Source organism: Exiguobacterium sp. E4787, assembly GCF_018618375.1.
GTDB classification, from domain to species: Bacteria; Bacillota; Bacilli; order Exiguobacteriales; family Exiguobacteriaceae; genus Exiguobacterium; species Exiguobacterium chiriqhucha.
Genome location: NZ_JACSLY010000004.1, coordinates 81,696 through 96,281, shown reverse-complemented (window position 1 = coordinate 96,281; position 14,586 = coordinate 81,696). Strand labels below are relative to the sequence as shown.

Genomic DNA, 14,586 nt, shown 5'->3' with positions numbered 1-14,586 from the left:
TTGATTAAATTTCCTCTTTCGGAACGGAATCAAACCCTTTTCGCGAAATTATCTCACCGTTCCCCACATTGTCAAGTCGAGGGCGTCACGAATGGCTTGAACACTCGCTTCGGTCGGTTGATAGTAATAGACGTTATCGATGTAGGCGTCTTCTCCTTCGATTTGAAGTTTATCCACCTGCGGCTGTAATACCATCGTCATTCCGATCGATGCCATCTGCAACGGATTCATTTCGAGTCCCATTTCGTCTTTCATGAAACGATACGTCGCCGGGATTTTCGTCCACCCCGTCGGACTGGCCAATTTATCGGCGACGGCCGACATGACTTCGGTTTGGCGGTTCGAGCGAGCACCGTCCGTGTCTGTCTTCCGGTGACGGGCGTAGGCGAGCGCCATGTCCCCGTCCATGGCGTAAGACACTCCTTCTGTGTACTCATACGTTTGATTGAAGCCTTTCTCGCTGAACGAGTGGGTCGCTGTGACGTTGACGCCGCCGACGAGGTCAATCAATTCCATAAACGTTTCAAACGTGATCACGACTTGACCGTCAACCGAGGTTTCCGTCAGTCCCTCTACCGCCCCGACCGTACAATCCGCACCGCCATAGGCAAACGCATGGGTGATCTTATCGCCTTCTCGTTCTGGTTCGCAAGGAATCGCTGTATACGTGTCCCGCGGAATCGAGACGTTTTGGACAGTGCGGGAACGCGGCACGAATTCCATCAGCTGTAACGAGTCGGTCCGTGATCCTGATAACGATTCTCCGACCCGGGCATCACTGCCCATGACGAGGAACGTGACCGGACGTGTCGCCATATAGCCGGCCCCAATCATCAAGAGCAACAGGACGAGAAGCAATTTCCCTTTCCATTTGCGACGGCGTGATTTTTCCTTCGGAGCGGCCGTCTCCCGTTTGGCGTGCGTCCGTTCCGGCTCTCGTGTTTTCTGTCTAGGCTCACGTCGTTCATCTCGGCGCGGCTTCGACTTACGCTTCTTACCGAAGGGAAGACTTAGTTTCGGTTTTTTGACGTTGAGCGATTTTTTCTTTCGTTCCGACGAGGGTTCGTCCGAACGATTTAAAAACGGATGCTCGCCTTGTCCTGGATCTGTCGGCCGATTCGAATCATTGTTTAACTTGTCTGCTTCATGCCCTTGGTGCTGATGCGTCTCGTGTCGAGCCTCTTCATCTAATCGGACTTGTTCGTCTAGCCGGGCTTGTTCGGTTAATCGTTCGCGTTCAAGCTCCCGTTTCCGTCGTTCGACACGTGATAAGTGTTGATCGTCATTCATGTGCTGTACCTCTAGTATGGTTAGATTTTTCTACATTATCATCGACAAACGCTATTCTGACAACGGTTAGCGCAAAAATCCGTCTTAAGCATGAGACGGAATGGTTGTTTTGAATCGAAACCGGGAAAGGAATAATAATTGGTGTCTGCCCATCTGTGGATGGATAGATTGTTCGACGTCCTCTCGAAAGGAGGGAGAGCTAATGCGTATCGGGAAGTTACGGATGTTGCTGGAACAATACGGTGAAGCCACGCTTCGCGATGTAATTGTCGAGATGTATCGCAACATCCCAAAAACCGTGATTGAAGAGAAAGACATCGACTTTATGGTCAGCCAGTTCACGCGCTATAAAGAACAAAAGTCGTCAGACGAACGTCATTCGCTCTCACAGACCATCATCCTCGCTGAGCGCTTTGTCGAATTGGCATATGACCATTTATATTTAGTGCCCAATCAAGTGATGAGCGAACGGGATCAAAAAAACTGGTACATTCACGCTAAAAAGATTATTCGCGACCTCGTCCATTACGCTGACGATGAGCCCGAGGCTCGGACGATGTATGAAGAAATGTTTTTGTTGCTGTCGTCTTCAGCGGGAGAAGATCCTCTATTCACGACAAGTGACCCGTTTCGACTATTAAAATTGTCTCAAACCACGATGTTATCCCAACTGATTCAATATTATCAACTCGACGCCCCCGCCCCTGCCGTTTGGATCGATCGGTCTTTGTATACCGCGCTCCACGTCCCAAAAGATGTCGATTCCACCCGGGTCGATTTGCTCTCGACCCTCCTCGAGCAATCGTATAGTATAGCTGAATGGAACTTGCTCCACGAACGCCTCATCACGTTGTGCGACCGTACGTTAGCAAAAGCTCAGACAGACGATAATGCGCTCGCCGATTATCAAGCTTTAAAAATGCTCGAGCTAGAATTGCTCGTCGAACGCGGCTTGTTATCTGAGGCCGAACAAAAATTGTTCGCCGAATATATCCCGTTCTTCTCGCATCGTTCTGAACCGTTCAAAGTGTATGTCAATATGCTTGAAAGTCATGGACATACGAATGAAACGAAACGATTGCGTCGTCTCGCCAAAGAAAAGCGCATCCAGTTGTAACCTCATGCTGCATACGAAAAAAAGGGAGTCACTCGACATCGTCGGTTGACTCCAATACATGATATGAACGAGGGGTGTTCATCTGAAAAGGAGGGGAAGTTGGTGCAGAACTTCCTTCCTACACGTTTAGTATAAATCAGATTTGAAACCGCTTCCGTTTTAGATATTGCATTTTTGTGAACGTTTTCACGTTATTCGATGGCATTAATGATTCCAAGACCGATGACGGACAGTAACACGATCAGCACAAAAATAAAGACCATCTCATTCGGGGAGCGAAACCCCTCATATAGTTCTACCGCCTCGTCGACGACGACATTCTCGTGGACCACAATCGGTTCTTCTGTATCCGCTTGAGCCACGAGCGGCGTCCCCGCCAACAGCACTACTATCAACCACAAGCCTGTCAAATATCGCATAGTCGTCTCCTCGGTTCGTTTCTTTACATCAATTATAGCATGTCGATTTCAAAGTCATGACACGGTTTTCTTCGTTTCCCCCCCAGTTAAATAATTCTCACACCCATTTCCGTTTAAAAGATCTAGTTTTGTTTTTTTCGATTCAGTTTGATACAAACCTATTTCTGAAGCCATTCTCCTGTTCTTTTCAAACGGGACTCTCAGGAAAATGCCTTAAATTCATCCCTATTTTAACCAAATAATGTTCATCATTTTAATACGAGCATTTTAAAGTGGTAACGCTTACAATTTAAGGGTGTTCCAATAACTGTAGAAAGTAGGTTGCTTTCATGAAGCACACCTTTATCGTCAAAGAAAGCCGACAACTCAAGCCCCACGAACGGTCCATGCTCCACTCTCTCTATCCAGCAGGTCAACTTCCACATCTTTTCTGTCTGCCTGCTGACTGCTACCACTATACCGGGTGGTTTCGTAACAAGCCAGTCGCCGCTGTCACAGTTGACTGCAAGGATTTCAAAACCTCGCATTTGATTCGCTTGAGCGACACCACTTGCAAAAATCGCATGATGTTAAGTGGTTTAATCGATCAGGTCTTGTTCCAACTTCGATTAGAGGTTCGTCACAACACAACGGTTTCGGTAACTCTCCCAACTGACGCACCAGGCAATTTGTTGAATGGTTTCAAGGACATTGGATTTCTTCCCCACCTCGAGGCGACGTCGTTTGAGTTCCCTTTCGTTCCGTACACAAAAACAACTTTTGACCAATGGCAATTTTGTATAGAGTATCCCGAGACGCATGGAGATTGGTTACGAAAACGAAATCAATATTTCTGGCTCTTGCCTGGAGCCGTCCCCCTTACGGCTCGGACACTTGATATGCTCCATCGAAGGCAAACAATCTTTTATTCGTTAAAATGGAAAGGCACTGTGGTCGGTACGATGTACGGCGAGATTAAGCAAGGTCGATTGTACCTCCACGAGTTGCATATCGTTGGCCAAAAAGAATTTACTCAAGAAGGCATCTCATTTTTTCAGCAATCATACTATGATAAATTTAAAAAGACAGAATTGATGAGTGTCACTGCCACTTCGATGCAGACACACGTCCTGCACGCTTTATACGAGCAAGGTGCCCGTCCAACGCCATCATCCACTTATACATTATTGAAGTATTTGACTCCAGCGCGAACGGATTAATAAAAAAAACACGAAACGTCCGCGGTCCGTCAATCAGACTCGTTCGTTTCGTGTTTTTATTCGGCAGCGTTTGTCGAATCCATCGCGAGCGGTGGCATCTTTTCAAAGAGATTGGTCCGAAGACCCGTATCACGTCGGTCCAACGATTCAATCCGGTCGAACTGAATTTCACGATCCGTCACACTGAACCAGTACGTGATGTGGGGCTCGTCTGTAAACCGCAGGGCGTAGTTCGAACCGTTCAAGTGAAAGTCCACTTCTGTGGATAGAAGTTCAGATGGACCAATTTTTTTATGGGTCGTCAAGCGTTCCAGAACGACTTGCTCTTCATTGATCCGATAGTCGACAAACGTCGCAAGTGAGAGTCCAAACACAAATGACACCAGCGCGAACGCGCTGACCAATCCAAGAGTGATCTTTCCGTTCATTTCGCCGTCCCTCCCTCTTTTAGTATATCGGATTCCGACAAAACGTTGTGAAGTGACAATTTGTTCAAGTTTCGTCAAACTAGAGCGAGAGGAGGGAACAACCATGCACATTGACCATACCGGAATCGCCGTCCGTGACTTAGACGAGGCGATCGCATTTTACACGACCGTTCTACAAGGAAAGTTGGTCGACCGTTATACGAACACAGCCATCGGCGTCGAGACGGAGATTGCCGTCATCCACGTGGGTGACGACGTAATTGAACTATTATTGCCGACGAGTCCGACCAGCCCAATCGCTCGCTTCATGAAAGCGCGTGGTAAAGGTGTTCACCATATCGCCTATCGCGTCGAGGATTTGGACGAGTCAATCGAGTCACTTAAACGTGACGGTGTAACTTTTTTAGAGGACACGTTGCGGACGACGGCCAAAGGCCGGCGCCTCATCTATATGGACCCCCGTCATTCCGGAGGCGTCATCGTCGAACTATGTGATTATCCAACAATAAAGCAGTGAGGGCTCCCCTCACTGCTTTTGTAATGCCTGTTCGATAATATCCCGGTTCTTCGTTTTCAATCGTTCGTTATGGGATGATACCATTGCGGTTTTCGTCGCATCCGGATCGATGAACGTTTTCGCTCGGTTGACAGCGTTGGCCGCATCTTGGAAAGCACCCGCAATCAGATGGACTTTCCCTTCATGCGTCAAAATGTCGCCCGCTGCGTATAGACCTGGCACCGACGACTCACTGCTCGCATTGCCTTTCACGTAAAAATCGTTCACCATCTCGACTTGAAGCTCACATTCCCCGAGAAGCGCTGTATCCTGCTCATACCCATGATTGATGACGACCTCGTCCACTTCCACAACCTCGCGGGCGCCTGTTCCGCAATCGACGAGAGCGACGGCATGAATCGTCGTCCCGTCCCGGGAAATCAAATCCTCGATTTGCGTATGCAATCGACAGTCGACACGTCCACAGAGGAGCTTATCGACTTGCGACTCATGTCCTTTAAGCGCCTCTTTTCGATACGTCAAAATGACACGCTCGGCAATCGGTTCAAGCTCGTTGGCCCAATCGATCGCACTGTTGCCGCCACCCGAAATCAACACCGTCTTCCCTTTGAACGCCATGAGCGATTTGACCGTATAGTGTAAGTTGGAGACCTCGAAGCGCTCCGCTCCGCTAATATCAATTTTCTGCGGTTGCAGGATACCACTTCCTGTCGCGACAATGACCGTTTTCGATCGATGTTGCCCGTGCGTCGTATCCAATACGAAATGGCCATCGTGATCTTTCGTCATCGATTCGACCTTTTCTCCGAGCACGACGGTCGGGTCGAACGTCAAGCCTTGTTCTACCAGTTGTTCGATGAGTCGAGCCCCGGTCGTCGGCGTGACACCCCCGACATCCCAAATCATCTTCTCTGGATAGACATGGATTTTCCCGCCGAGATGCGGTTGAAACTCAATCAATTTCGTTTTCATCCCCCGCAATCCGCTGTAAAACGTCGCATATAGCCCGGCCGGTCCGCCTCCAATAATCGTTACATCATATAGGTCCTGTTCGCTCATCGTCCTCACCCTTCCTCAAAACTCCTGCGCCATTGATTCTCATTCTCATTCACTATACCGCGAATTAGACCGCTCGACAATCTATTTTGACATCAAACAAACATTGACACGATGTTTCGCACTTGCTATAGTAAACTCGATATTGAGAATCATTATCACGGGCGTCATTTACGGAAAGGGGAATCCATCATGTCACGGATACATACGACGGATATCGAGGTCGGATATGGGGACAAGACGATTGTAAAACAATTGAGCTTGTCGATTCCCGACCATAAAATCACGACGATTATCGGACCGAACGGTTGTGGAAAATCGACGCTCTTAAAAGCGATGACACGGATTCTTTCTCCATCTGCTGGCGCTGTGCATTTAGACGGGGCCGATATCGCGAAATGTAATACGAAAGAGATTGCCCGTAAAATGGCCATCTTGCCACAAACGCCGGAAGGTGCCGGCGGCTTGACCGTCGGCGAACTCGTCTCCTACGGTCGATTCCCTTATCAGTCCGGATTTGGACGCCTCTCGAAACATGACCATGAAGTCATCGATTGGGCACTCGATGTGACCGGGACGCTCGCTTATAAAGACCGCAGCGTCGACGCCCTGTCTGGGGGACAACGTCAACGCGTGTGGATTGCGATGGCACTCGCCCAAGAGACCGATTTAATCTTCTTGGATGAACCGACGACTTACCTTGATTTGGCCCATCAGCTCGAAGTGCTCGAACTGCTCGAAACGCTCAATCGAGAGCAAGGGCGGACCATAGTCATGGTGCTCCACGATTTGAACCAGGCCGCTCGCTTTGCCGATCATATCGTTGCGATGAAAAACGGCGAGGTGCTCGCGACCGGTTCGGCTGAGGAAGTCATTTGTCCGCTCGTGCTCAAACAAGTGTTCCATATCGATGCCATCATCGGGCGTGACCCCCGGACCGAAAAACCGATGTGTCTCACTTACCATTTGATTAAAGATGAGCTAAAAGAAGCGCCTCCTGCCCAGCAGGCCGCCGCAACCTTGCTCGCCAATGCCCGTTAGGCTTTCTTGACGTCCCGCACATCGCGAGACGTTTTTTCGATTCCTGCACGTTAGTGAGGAGGAAGACACGGGTAATACATCGAAGGTATTGAAAAAGGAGGCACGTTATGGATTGGCTCGATGGATTATTTGTTCTCACCTCGGTCGCTTGGCTATATGAAATTTGGCGATACCGAAACCGGTCCGAACCGACCGATGGTGCCAGTGAGCACGCTAGTTTTTATATCGTCTCATTGATGATGGTTACCGTATTCGCTATCTCGATCGGACTTTCTGTTTGGACCGATACACGTCAGGCCACACTGCAACGCCTGCTCGGCCTTAGCGGGTTCATCGCCGGTGTCTCACTTCGCTATTGGGGCATCCGACAATTGCGCCATCAGTTCACCCGCCACGTCGTCGTCCGGCCCGCGGATGAGCTCGTCAGTTCGGGACCGTATCGTTATTTACGCCATCCCCTCTACACGGGGCTCTTATTTATCACGTTCGGATTCTCTCTCTTTTTCGCGCCTTGGACGATTGCTCTCGTCGGTACATGTTTGATGATTCTCGCTCTCTTATGGCGCATCCATATCGAGGAGAAAATGTTGACATCTCACTTCGGTGTGACGTATCAGACGTGGGCCAAGTCACGTAAACGCTTGATCCCGTTCATTTATTAAGCAAAAAACATGCACGCTCGTCTTCATTGACGGGCGTGCATGTTTGGTTAAACGGAGAAACGTCCAAGTAGACGGACGATGATAAATCCAGCGAAGAACGAGAGGACACTGAGTATCCACATGATTGTCGTGTCCGGCAGACCTGGGAATACGACCGCAAGCGAGCCGATGACCAACCCGATGATGACCGAAAACGTCATGCCCGGAAAATGACCGAGCAAATAGCGAATCACTTTACTGCTGACGATAAACCCGACGGCCACTCCAAGACCGACGATGCCGATAATGAGCAGGTTCAAGTTCGACAACGCGCTGATGACGGTCGGATACACCCCGATCAAAAGCAATACGAATGAGCCACTGATTCCCGGCAACAACATCGCCATACTGCCGAGCCATCCTGAGAAGAACAAGAGAATCGTCGTCCCTGTCGAGAGTTCCGTGATGATGACCGTATCTGCTGGTTTGATGATTGCCATGCTGGCCACAAGAATCGCCCCGATGACCATCGCGACGATATGTACCGGTCGCATGACGGCTCTCGTTCGAAATTCAAAGAAGAGCATCGGGATAATCCCGAGAATCAATCCGATGAAAAAGAACTGGGTCGGTTCATAATATTCGAGCAAGAGGAACTCAATCACGCGGCTGAGTCCTAAAATCGCCCCTGCCATCCCAATCCCGAGCGGAATCAAGAACAACAAGTGCTGTTTCCAATGCCGACTGAAGATACCGCTGATGGCTTCAATCAAACGATCATAAATTCCTAAAATAACTGCAATCGTCCCGCCGCTGACGCCAGGAATCAAATCACTCGTTCCCATCGCGATGCCGCGCAACATATTCTTCCACTCCATACACAATCTCCTTTTTCTCTCTCAATGTGATCAAGCCTATAGTATAGCCGAGTCCCGATCGGTTTGCATCGGTTTCGTGACGTGTTCAGGCGTTCTCGCTTACCGTAAACGTCATATAATCGAACCGTCCCCCGGATATCTCAATCTCTTTCTCTTTCATAAAGCCGAGACGTTCATACAATCGACCTGCTGCCGGGTTCGTCTGATCGACGTTGAGCGTGACGCGAGGAATGTTCATGGCACGCGCATGAGCAATCGCCTGTTGAATCAAGCCCGTCCCAATCCCGCGTCCGCCGAACGTCGCGTCGACGGCGACCGAGTCGATATACAGGACGTCGCCTTCCGTTTCGACATCCAACTCGCCAGACTGACCGTTTGTCCGGAGCCAAGCTTTAATCGGTTCATCGAGCATTGCCGCCTGCTCGCCGTGATACGCAATCAGAATGCCTGCAATCGTCGCATCGGATTCGGCCACCCATATGTTCTCGTAGCTCAAGCGGTTGCCAGGCTGACCAATCCACATCGCGAGTCGATCGAGCACGTGCTCTTGATCGGATGTGCCGGTCAATGAATAGGCGATTTCATGAATCGCCGTATAGACGAGCGGTGCAATCTGCAACTGATCGTCCGGTGTCGCTTTTCGAATATTCATCATTATCGCCTCCACTCAACAGTCTAGCATAAAGCTGTCCACAAAGGGTTTGTCAGTTCGTGAAGTGTGGGATGATAGAAACAAAAGGGAGGAATGCATGATGAAAGCAATTTTGACAGGTATGAACGGGACCGTCGCCCCCGTCGTTGCCGAGACGTTAACACGGCATGGCATCGAGCCCGTGGCCTGGGACCGAACGAAAGTATCGACCACAGATGAGGCCGAGATGCGACGTTTCATCGAATCGGTGCGTCCGAACTACTTTCTTCATATCGGGATGGGTGCCGTCGAATGGGCCGACACGCTCGCACGTCTATGCGGGGAATACAAAATCCCCTTCCTCTTCACGAGCACCGTCTCCGTCTTCTCCGACGATGTGACGGGACCAATCACCCCGGACACACCGCCCGATGCAACAGATGAATATGGTGCCTATAAACGGGCGTGTGAAGAAACCATCGCCCGGACTAATCCCGGTGCCCAAATAGTCCGCCTCGGTTGGCAAATCGGGGACGGTCCCGGTTCGAACAATATGATGGATTATTTCGAGACCGAGATGAAGCGAAAAGGTGTAATCGTCGCGAGCGCACACTGGTACCCGTCCTGCTCGTTTTTAGAAGATACGGCGGACGCCTTGTTCGAGTTTTTGACGAAACGTGGGCCGGGACTGTATCAATTGAACGGCAACCCGAGCCATTCCCTCTATGACATCGTACTCGGCTTGAAAGAGTTGCATGACACATCATGGCAAATCGAACGAACCGACGAACCGAAACGGGATAACCGTATGGTCGACACGAACATCACAATCCAACCGATCACGAAACGGTTAGCCTTGCACACAAAATGAGTCGCCTCTCGGCGACTCATTTGCGTTCAACCCGTTTCAACACGAGCCCGCTTTTCGGCAAACTCGGTAAGTCCACAAAACTATAACTAAGGTCTTGAGACGGTACCTCATAGCGATAGCGGTTCAAGAACACGTCGATCGTTTCACGCATGATGGCGATCGTCACATGTTCCCCGGCGCAGCGATGCCCAAAATCCACATCCCCGCCACCTTGAGGGATGAACGTGAACGGGCTCTCGGTCCACCCTTTGAACCGGTCTGGATTGAACTGTTCAGGTTCCGTCCAAAGCGAGGGGTCGTGGTTCGTCCCATACAAGTCGAGCAAGACGAGCGTCCCTTGCTCGAACGCAAACCCATCCCATTCGAAGTCCTGTTTGACGCGCGCAGCCGTCACCGGGAAGAACGGATAAAAGCGCCGGACTTCTTGGACGAACCATGTCGAATCCGTCTCGCCGTAGGCCAACCGGGCACGAGCCTCCGGAAACTGATGCAACGCGAGCACAGTGAACAAGACGTAAATCGACACCGCCACGGTCGGTCGTATAATATTGATCACCTCGACCGCCACGACATCAGCCGGAAGCAGCTCCCCAGCCTCATCACGATGCCATGAAAATTCATACAGCGCTGTCTGTTCGTTCGGAAGCAACCGGTTCGTCCGCACTTCCTCGACCATCTTCCGAACCCAAGACTCGGCCGACGACCGGGCCGCTCGTCCACGTATGTGCTTTGGTCCAAGGGCTGTTCCCGATTCGAACAACAACCGCATCTCGTCCGTCCGCTGTTTCACTTCATGCTCACCGAGCGGGATCCCGGCCCATTCACAAACGGCTCGCATGAGGACTTCTTGCGCCATATGATAGAGCACTGTTTCGTCTTCGGCCGCATCGAGCGCTCGTTCCCATTCACGGCTGACAAGTCTCGTCAGACGCTCGATATTTCCTGGGAACATGAGCGACATGAACATCTTTTTTCGATGTGCATGCGCCGCACCGTCTAACGTCTGCACCCCGTCCTCCCCGAACAACGTCTTCAGCAACCGTTTCGGTGCCGCATCTTTGCGCACGAACTTGTCCGCGTCATAAAATAAAGCGGCTGCCTCGGCACCACCGAGACAGATTGCTCGCTCCCCAAGCAAACGCGTTTCGAATAGGTTTGACTGAAAGCTTTTTCTGCGGTTCGGGACATACAAGTAGCCCTCCCGTAGGAACGCCAGGCTATGATCGAGCCCTTCTTCTTTTGGAATCAGTCGTGTCATCATGATCATCCTCTCCAGTTTTGCTATAAAGGATGTTCCCCTGTTGCTAGCGAACAAACCTATAGGGAAAGGAGGAAATGAAATGCTATCTTTCATCTTGACGTTCCGGCGCATGTTCCGCGGGATTTGGCGTGGCTTGAAGGATGCGGAGTTTCAAGTCTTGTTCAGTCTCGCCTTCCTGACCATCCTCTCCGGGACACTGTTCTACTCACGCTTCGAAGACATGCGTTGGCTCGATGCCCTGTATTTCAGTGTCGTCACACTCACGACAATCGGCTATGGGGATTTTGTCCCGACGACCGATATCGGCAAAGTGTTCACGATCGGCTATGTCATCACGGGTGTCGGCATCATGGTCGGTTTCATCACGAAAGTGTTCGACCATCTTCAACAAGCACGGCTCGAAGAGGTTCGCAAACGAAATACGCCACCGTCCCCGTGAGGATGGTGGCGTATTGGTTTAAGAGGCTTTTCGATTTCGATTTTCGAGTTCGAGCTGTTGATTGAATCGCTTCGTCTCAGCAATGACGACACCCGACAAGAACAGTAAGCCAATCAAGTTCGGGATGGCCATCAAGCCGTTGAACACGTCCGAGAGCGCCCAAACCAAGTTGAGGTTCGTCGTCATCGCACCGAGACCGGCAACGAGAACGAACGCAATCCGATAAGGAAGAATCGATTTTTGACCGAACAAGTAATGAATCGACCGTTCCCCGTAGTATGACCACCCGAGCACCGTCGAATAGGCGAACATGACGAGTCCAATCGTCACGATATAACCGCCGGCCGGTCCAAGGAATTGCTCGAACGTCGCCGTCGTCAATTCGACCCCCTCGAGGCCCGAACCGATTTGACCGCCCATGACGAGCGTGATTCCCGTGACCGAACAGACGATGAGCGTATCGAGAAACACTTGCGTCATCGAGACGAGCGCCTGACGTCCCGGCATATCCGTTTTAGCAGCCGCTGCGGCAATCGGCGCCGAACCGAGACCTGCCTCGTTCGAGAAGACGCCGCGCGCCACACCGTAACGAATGGCGGCCCCGATGGCTCCGCCACCAATTGCTTCGGCACTGAACGTGCTGCTGAAGATGAGGGCGATGGCATCCGGAATGAGCGTATAGTTCATCACCATAATCAACAATCCGCTGCCGAGATAAAAGACGATCATGACTGGTACGAAGTAACTGACGACGCGACCGATTGATTTGACACCGCCCAAGATGACCGCGCCTGTGAAAATCATAATCAAGATACCAGAGACATACAACGGCACGTCAAAGGTCGTCTTGAGCGCCATCGCGACCGAGTTCGTCTGCACCCCGTTCCCGATCCCAAACGCGGCGAGCGAGGCGAATGCCGCGAATGCGACGGCGAGCCAACGTTGCTTTAAACCCCGTTCCAAGTAATACATCGGCCCCCCGGCCATTTGTCCGCGTTCATCGGTCACCCGATATTTAACGGCGAGCACGGCTTCGGCGTATTTCGTCGCCATACCGAAAAATCCGGATACCCACATCCAGACGATCGCCCCCGGTCCACCGAGCACGACCGCGGTCGCAACCCCGACGATATTCCCCGTACCGACGGTTGCTGCGAGCGCCGTCATGAGCGCTTGGAAGTGACTGATATCCCCTTTCGATGTTTTGTCTTGATTTTTAGAAAACGCGAGCTTCAATGCGTACGGCAACTTCGTGACTTGAAGTCCCCCGAGCCGTACCGTCAAGTAGATGCCTGTCCCCACAAGCAAAATCAATAACGGTGGTCCCCACACAAAGTTCGAAATCGTACCGATGAGTTCACTGAACGATTGACTCATTTTGAATTCCCCTTCCCCTTATGTAATCGTACATCTCTATTTTTTCAGAATACTTAGAAGATTGTCAAAAGTATTGTAATAAAACAAAGATGAGATTTAGCTTCTGTATCTAAAACAGCGAGACGCCGCTTAGACGTCTCGTTGAGATAGGGGCTTTTCACGTTGCAATGGCGCATGCCAATCGAATTCATCCGGCACGTAGTCGAGCCCACCCGAATGGAACGGTTGACAGCGCAATAGACGGCGCGCCGTCAAATATCCGCCTTTGAGGGCTCCATGTTTTTCAATCGCCTCGATTCCATAATGGGAACACGTGGGATAAAAGCGGCAAGTCGGTGGTTTCAACGGCGAGATGAACCGCTGATACCCTTGGATTCCCCGCACTAATACTCGTTTCACTTCCATCGCCTCCAGTTTGATTACTGCCATAATAGCTCGCTCGGGCCAGCTTGTCATCTATGACGAATGCGACAATCAAATGACAATCCGTTCATTTGTTTTTCCTTTGTTTTACAATTTGAGCACGATGGGCGCTATTTACCGGATCATTTGTTATGATAAGCAACATGTATATGACCGAATCTATATGAAGAGGTGACGAGAATGAATATTTTAATGGTAGGTGCAGGATCGATGAGTGAGTCACTCGTGCGCGGATGGCTTGCCTCAGGTGTGTCGCCTGAACAAATCACCATGACGAACCGGAGTGACCGGACCCGTTTGACAGCGCTCCAAGCTGAGCTCGGTGTGCAAATCGTCGACGAAGAGGATGTCAACGCGTATGACATCGTCGTCCTCGCGATGCAGCCGGACGGGGTCATGCCTTATGTGCAATCTAAGACGTGGAGCACGCCGCTCCTCATTTCCGTCGCAGCACATATCGAACCGAGCGAGCTTGAGGAAGCGTCAGGTCTCCCTGCCGTCTGTGCGATGCCGAATACCCCGGTCGCTTATCGGAGCGGGATGACCGGACTCTGGTTCGGTCCCGAGACGGATGATGTAGTCCGCGAGACGGCGACGGCGCTGTTTGAACGCGTCGGACGGACGGCCGTGACGGATGCGAAGACGATGTCCGCCTTCATGGCTGCCGCTGGATGCAGTCCCGCTTTCTTTTATGAGATCGTCGGCTCGATGACGCCCGTCTTGACCGAGGCCGGTTTCGATGAGGCGACGGCACGGCAAATCGTCGCCCAGGCGATGAAAGGTTCGGCCGAACTATTGCTTCACGAGACACGACCGACGAACGATTTGATTGCGGACGTGGCCGCACCAGACGGCCCGACCGACCGCGGTGTCGGCGTGCTCCGCTCGCGCGATTTAGCAGACGTCATGGCGTCGGCCCTTCGCGAAAGTGCGAAAGAAGAAGTCGAACAACCGAAAAACTAAAAAAATCCGAGAGACGCATCGCGTTTCTCGGATTT

The 14,586-nt window shown here is 51.2% G+C and carries 17 protein-coding genes; 8 read left to right on the top strand and 9 right to left on the bottom strand.

Annotated features, from left to right (window positions below; translation table 11 throughout):
* Positions 1 to 48: 48 nt before the first annotated feature.
* Positions 49 to 1,290 (bottom strand): LCP family protein, encoded by a 1,242-nt coding sequence (locus tag KNP80_RS06510; RefSeq protein ID WP_214834295.1) that lies wholly within the window; start codon positions 1,288 to 1,290, stop codon positions 49 to 51.
* 202 nt (positions 1,291 to 1,492) lie between these two features.
* Between KNP80_RS06510 and KNP80_RS06505 the strand changes: the two genes are divergently transcribed.
* Positions 1,493 to 2,407, top strand: coding sequence for a hypothetical protein (locus KNP80_RS06505; RefSeq protein WP_214834292.1), 915 nt, complete (start codon positions 1,493 to 1,495; stop codon positions 2,405 to 2,407).
* 191 nt (positions 2,408 to 2,598) lie between these two features.
* On the opposite strand, the gene KNP80_RS06500 is transcribed toward KNP80_RS06505, so the two are convergent.
* Entirely contained in the window at positions 2,599 to 2,808 is a 210-nt protein-coding gene (locus KNP80_RS06500; RefSeq protein WP_251132348.1) for a hypothetical protein, read from the bottom strand.
* Between the two features lie 347 nt (positions 2,809 to 3,155).
* Between KNP80_RS06500 and KNP80_RS06495 the strand changes: the two genes are divergently transcribed.
* The gene (locus KNP80_RS06495; protein ID WP_029596067.1) at positions 3,156 to 4,025 is read left to right on the top strand and encodes a hypothetical protein; all 870 of its coding nucleotides are present in this window, start codon (positions 3,156 to 3,158) and stop codon (positions 4,023 to 4,025) included.
* 56 nt (positions 4,026 to 4,081) lie between these two features.
* Here KNP80_RS06495 and KNP80_RS06490 read toward each other — a convergent pair whose 3' ends face one another.
* A complete protein-coding gene (locus KNP80_RS06490; RefSeq protein WP_029596068.1) occupies positions 4,082 to 4,453 on the bottom strand; it encodes a hypothetical protein in 372 nt (123 codons plus the stop codon).
* A gap of 103 nt (positions 4,454 to 4,556) precedes the next feature.
* Between KNP80_RS06490 and KNP80_RS06485 the strand changes: the two genes are divergently transcribed.
* Complete coding sequence (locus tag KNP80_RS06485) at positions 4,557 to 4,970, top strand: VOC family protein (protein WP_029596069.1); 414 nt, start codon at positions 4,557 to 4,559, stop codon at positions 4,968 to 4,970.
* A gap of 9 nt (positions 4,971 to 4,979) precedes the next feature.
* Here KNP80_RS06485 and KNP80_RS06480 read toward each other — a convergent pair whose 3' ends face one another.
* On the bottom strand, positions 4,980 to 6,029 hold the full coding sequence (locus KNP80_RS06480) for an NAD(P)/FAD-dependent oxidoreductase (protein WP_021065271.1): 1,050 nt from the start codon (positions 6,027 to 6,029) through the stop codon (positions 4,980 to 4,982).
* A 189-nt stretch (positions 6,030 to 6,218) separates the two neighbouring features.
* On the opposite strand from KNP80_RS06480, the gene KNP80_RS06475 reads away from it, so the two are divergent.
* Both KNP80_RS06475 and KNP80_RS06470 read left to right on the top strand, forming a co-directional pair.
* Positions 6,219 to 7,067, top strand: coding sequence for an ABC transporter ATP-binding protein (locus KNP80_RS06475; protein ID WP_214719838.1), 849 nt, complete (start codon positions 6,219 to 6,221; stop codon positions 7,065 to 7,067).
* Between the two features lie 107 nt (positions 7,068 to 7,174).
* Positions 7,175 to 7,729, top strand: coding sequence for a methyltransferase family protein (locus tag KNP80_RS06470; protein WP_214834289.1), 555 nt, complete (start codon positions 7,175 to 7,177; stop codon positions 7,727 to 7,729).
* A 47-nt stretch (positions 7,730 to 7,776) separates the two neighbouring features.
* On the opposite strand, the gene KNP80_RS06465 is transcribed toward KNP80_RS06470, so the two are convergent.
* Together KNP80_RS06465 and KNP80_RS06460 are read right to left on the bottom strand one after the other, a co-directional pair.
* The gene (locus KNP80_RS06465; protein ID WP_214719837.1) at positions 7,777 to 8,586 is read right to left on the bottom strand and encodes a DUF368 domain-containing protein; all 810 of its coding nucleotides are present in this window, start codon (positions 8,584 to 8,586) and stop codon (positions 7,777 to 7,779) included.
* An 85-nt stretch (positions 8,587 to 8,671) separates the two neighbouring features.
* Positions 8,672 to 9,238, bottom strand: a complete 567-nt coding sequence (locus tag KNP80_RS06460; RefSeq protein WP_251132347.1) for a GNAT family N-acetyltransferase — start codon at positions 9,236 to 9,238, stop codon at positions 8,672 to 8,674.
* 97 nt (positions 9,239 to 9,335) lie between these two features.
* Here KNP80_RS06460 and KNP80_RS06455 point away from each other — a divergent pair, with 97 nt between their 5' ends.
* A complete protein-coding gene (locus KNP80_RS06455) occupies positions 9,336 to 10,088 on the top strand; it encodes a sugar nucleotide-binding protein (protein ID WP_251132346.1) in 753 nt (250 codons plus the stop codon).
* Between the two features lie 16 nt (positions 10,089 to 10,104).
* On the opposite strand, the gene cypC is transcribed toward KNP80_RS06455, so the two are convergent.
* Positions 10,105 to 11,349, bottom strand: coding sequence for a CYP152 family fatty-acid peroxygenase CypC (gene cypC, locus KNP80_RS06450; protein ID WP_353047977.1), 1,245 nt, complete (start codon positions 11,347 to 11,349; stop codon positions 10,105 to 10,107).
* 79 nt (positions 11,350 to 11,428) lie between these two features.
* Between cypC and KNP80_RS06445 the strand changes: the two genes are divergently transcribed.
* Positions 11,429 to 11,788, top strand: a complete 360-nt coding sequence (locus KNP80_RS06445; protein ID WP_021065264.1) for a potassium channel family protein — start codon at positions 11,429 to 11,431, stop codon at positions 11,786 to 11,788.
* Between the two features lie 18 nt (positions 11,789 to 11,806).
* On the opposite strand, the gene KNP80_RS06440 is transcribed toward KNP80_RS06445, so the two are convergent.
* Together KNP80_RS06440 and yidD are read right to left on the bottom strand one after the other, a co-directional pair.
* Positions 11,807 to 13,165, bottom strand: coding sequence for an alanine/glycine:cation symporter family protein (locus KNP80_RS06440; protein ID WP_214719834.1), 1,359 nt, complete (start codon positions 13,163 to 13,165; stop codon positions 11,807 to 11,809).
* 129 nt (positions 13,166 to 13,294) lie between these two features.
* Positions 13,295 to 13,570 carry a membrane protein insertion efficiency factor YidD gene (gene yidD / locus KNP80_RS06435; protein WP_251128977.1) on the bottom strand — a complete coding sequence of 92 codons (276 nt, stop codon included), beginning with the start codon at positions 13,568 to 13,570 and terminating at the stop codon, positions 13,295 to 13,297.
* A gap of 198 nt (positions 13,571 to 13,768) precedes the next feature.
* Here yidD and KNP80_RS06430 point away from each other — a divergent pair, with 198 nt between their 5' ends.
* On the top strand, positions 13,769 to 14,551 hold the full coding sequence (locus KNP80_RS06430; RefSeq protein ID WP_214834283.1) for a pyrroline-5-carboxylate reductase family protein: 783 nt from the start codon (positions 13,769 to 13,771) through the stop codon (positions 14,549 to 14,551).
* Positions 14,552 to 14,586: the final 35 nt, after the last annotated feature.

What these genes read in the sequence shown, in the direction of transcription:
- KNP80_RS06510 (WP_214834295.1), bottom strand. Translation starts at nt 1,290, where the DNA reads ATGAATGACGATCAACACTTATCACGTGTCGAACGACGGAAACGGGAG.
- KNP80_RS06505 (WP_214834292.1), top strand. Translation starts at nt 1,493, where the DNA reads ATGCGTATCGGGAAGTTACGGATGTTGCTGGAACAATACGGTGAAGCC.
- KNP80_RS06495 (WP_029596067.1), top strand. Translation starts at nt 3,156, where the DNA reads ATGAAGCACACCTTTATCGTCAAAGAAAGCCGACAACTCAAGCCCCAC.
- KNP80_RS06490 (WP_029596068.1), bottom strand. Translation starts at nt 4,453, where the DNA reads ATGAACGGAAAGATCACTCTTGGATTGGTCAGCGCGTTCGCGCTGGTG.
- KNP80_RS06485 (WP_029596069.1), top strand. Translation starts at nt 4,557, where the DNA reads ATGCACATTGACCATACCGGAATCGCCGTCCGTGACTTAGACGAGGCG.
- KNP80_RS06480 (WP_021065271.1), bottom strand. Translation starts at nt 6,029, where the DNA reads ATGAGCGAACAGGACCTATATGATGTAACGATTATTGGAGGCGGACCG.
- KNP80_RS06475 (WP_214719838.1), top strand. Translation starts at nt 6,219, where the DNA reads ATGTCACGGATACATACGACGGATATCGAGGTCGGATATGGGGACAAG.
- KNP80_RS06470 (WP_214834289.1), top strand. Translation starts at nt 7,175, where the DNA reads ATGGATTGGCTCGATGGATTATTTGTTCTCACCTCGGTCGCTTGGCTA.
- KNP80_RS06465 (WP_214719837.1), bottom strand. Translation starts at nt 8,586, where the DNA reads ATGGAGTGGAAGAATATGTTGCGCGGCATCGCGATGGGAACGAGTGAT.
- KNP80_RS06460 (WP_251132347.1), bottom strand. Translation starts at nt 9,238, where the DNA reads ATGAATATTCGAAAAGCGACACCGGACGATCAGTTGCAGATTGCACCG.
- KNP80_RS06455 (WP_251132346.1), top strand. Translation starts at nt 9,336, where the DNA reads ATGATGAAAGCAATTTTGACAGGTATGAACGGGACCGTCGCCCCCGTC.
- cypC (WP_353047977.1), bottom strand. Translation starts at nt 11,349, where the DNA reads ATGATGACACGACTGATTCCAAAAGAAGAAGGGCTCGATCATAGCCTG.
- KNP80_RS06445 (WP_021065264.1), top strand. Translation starts at nt 11,429, where the DNA reads ATGCTATCTTTCATCTTGACGTTCCGGCGCATGTTCCGCGGGATTTGG.
- KNP80_RS06440 (WP_214719834.1), bottom strand. Translation starts at nt 13,165, where the DNA reads ATGAGTCAATCGTTCAGTGAACTCATCGGTACGATTTCGAACTTTGTG.
- yidD (WP_251128977.1), bottom strand. Translation starts at nt 13,570, where the DNA reads ATGGAAGTGAAACGAGTATTAGTGCGGGGAATCCAAGGGTATCAGCGG.
- KNP80_RS06430 (WP_214834283.1), top strand. Translation starts at nt 13,769, where the DNA reads ATGAATATTTTAATGGTAGGTGCAGGATCGATGAGTGAGTCACTCGTG.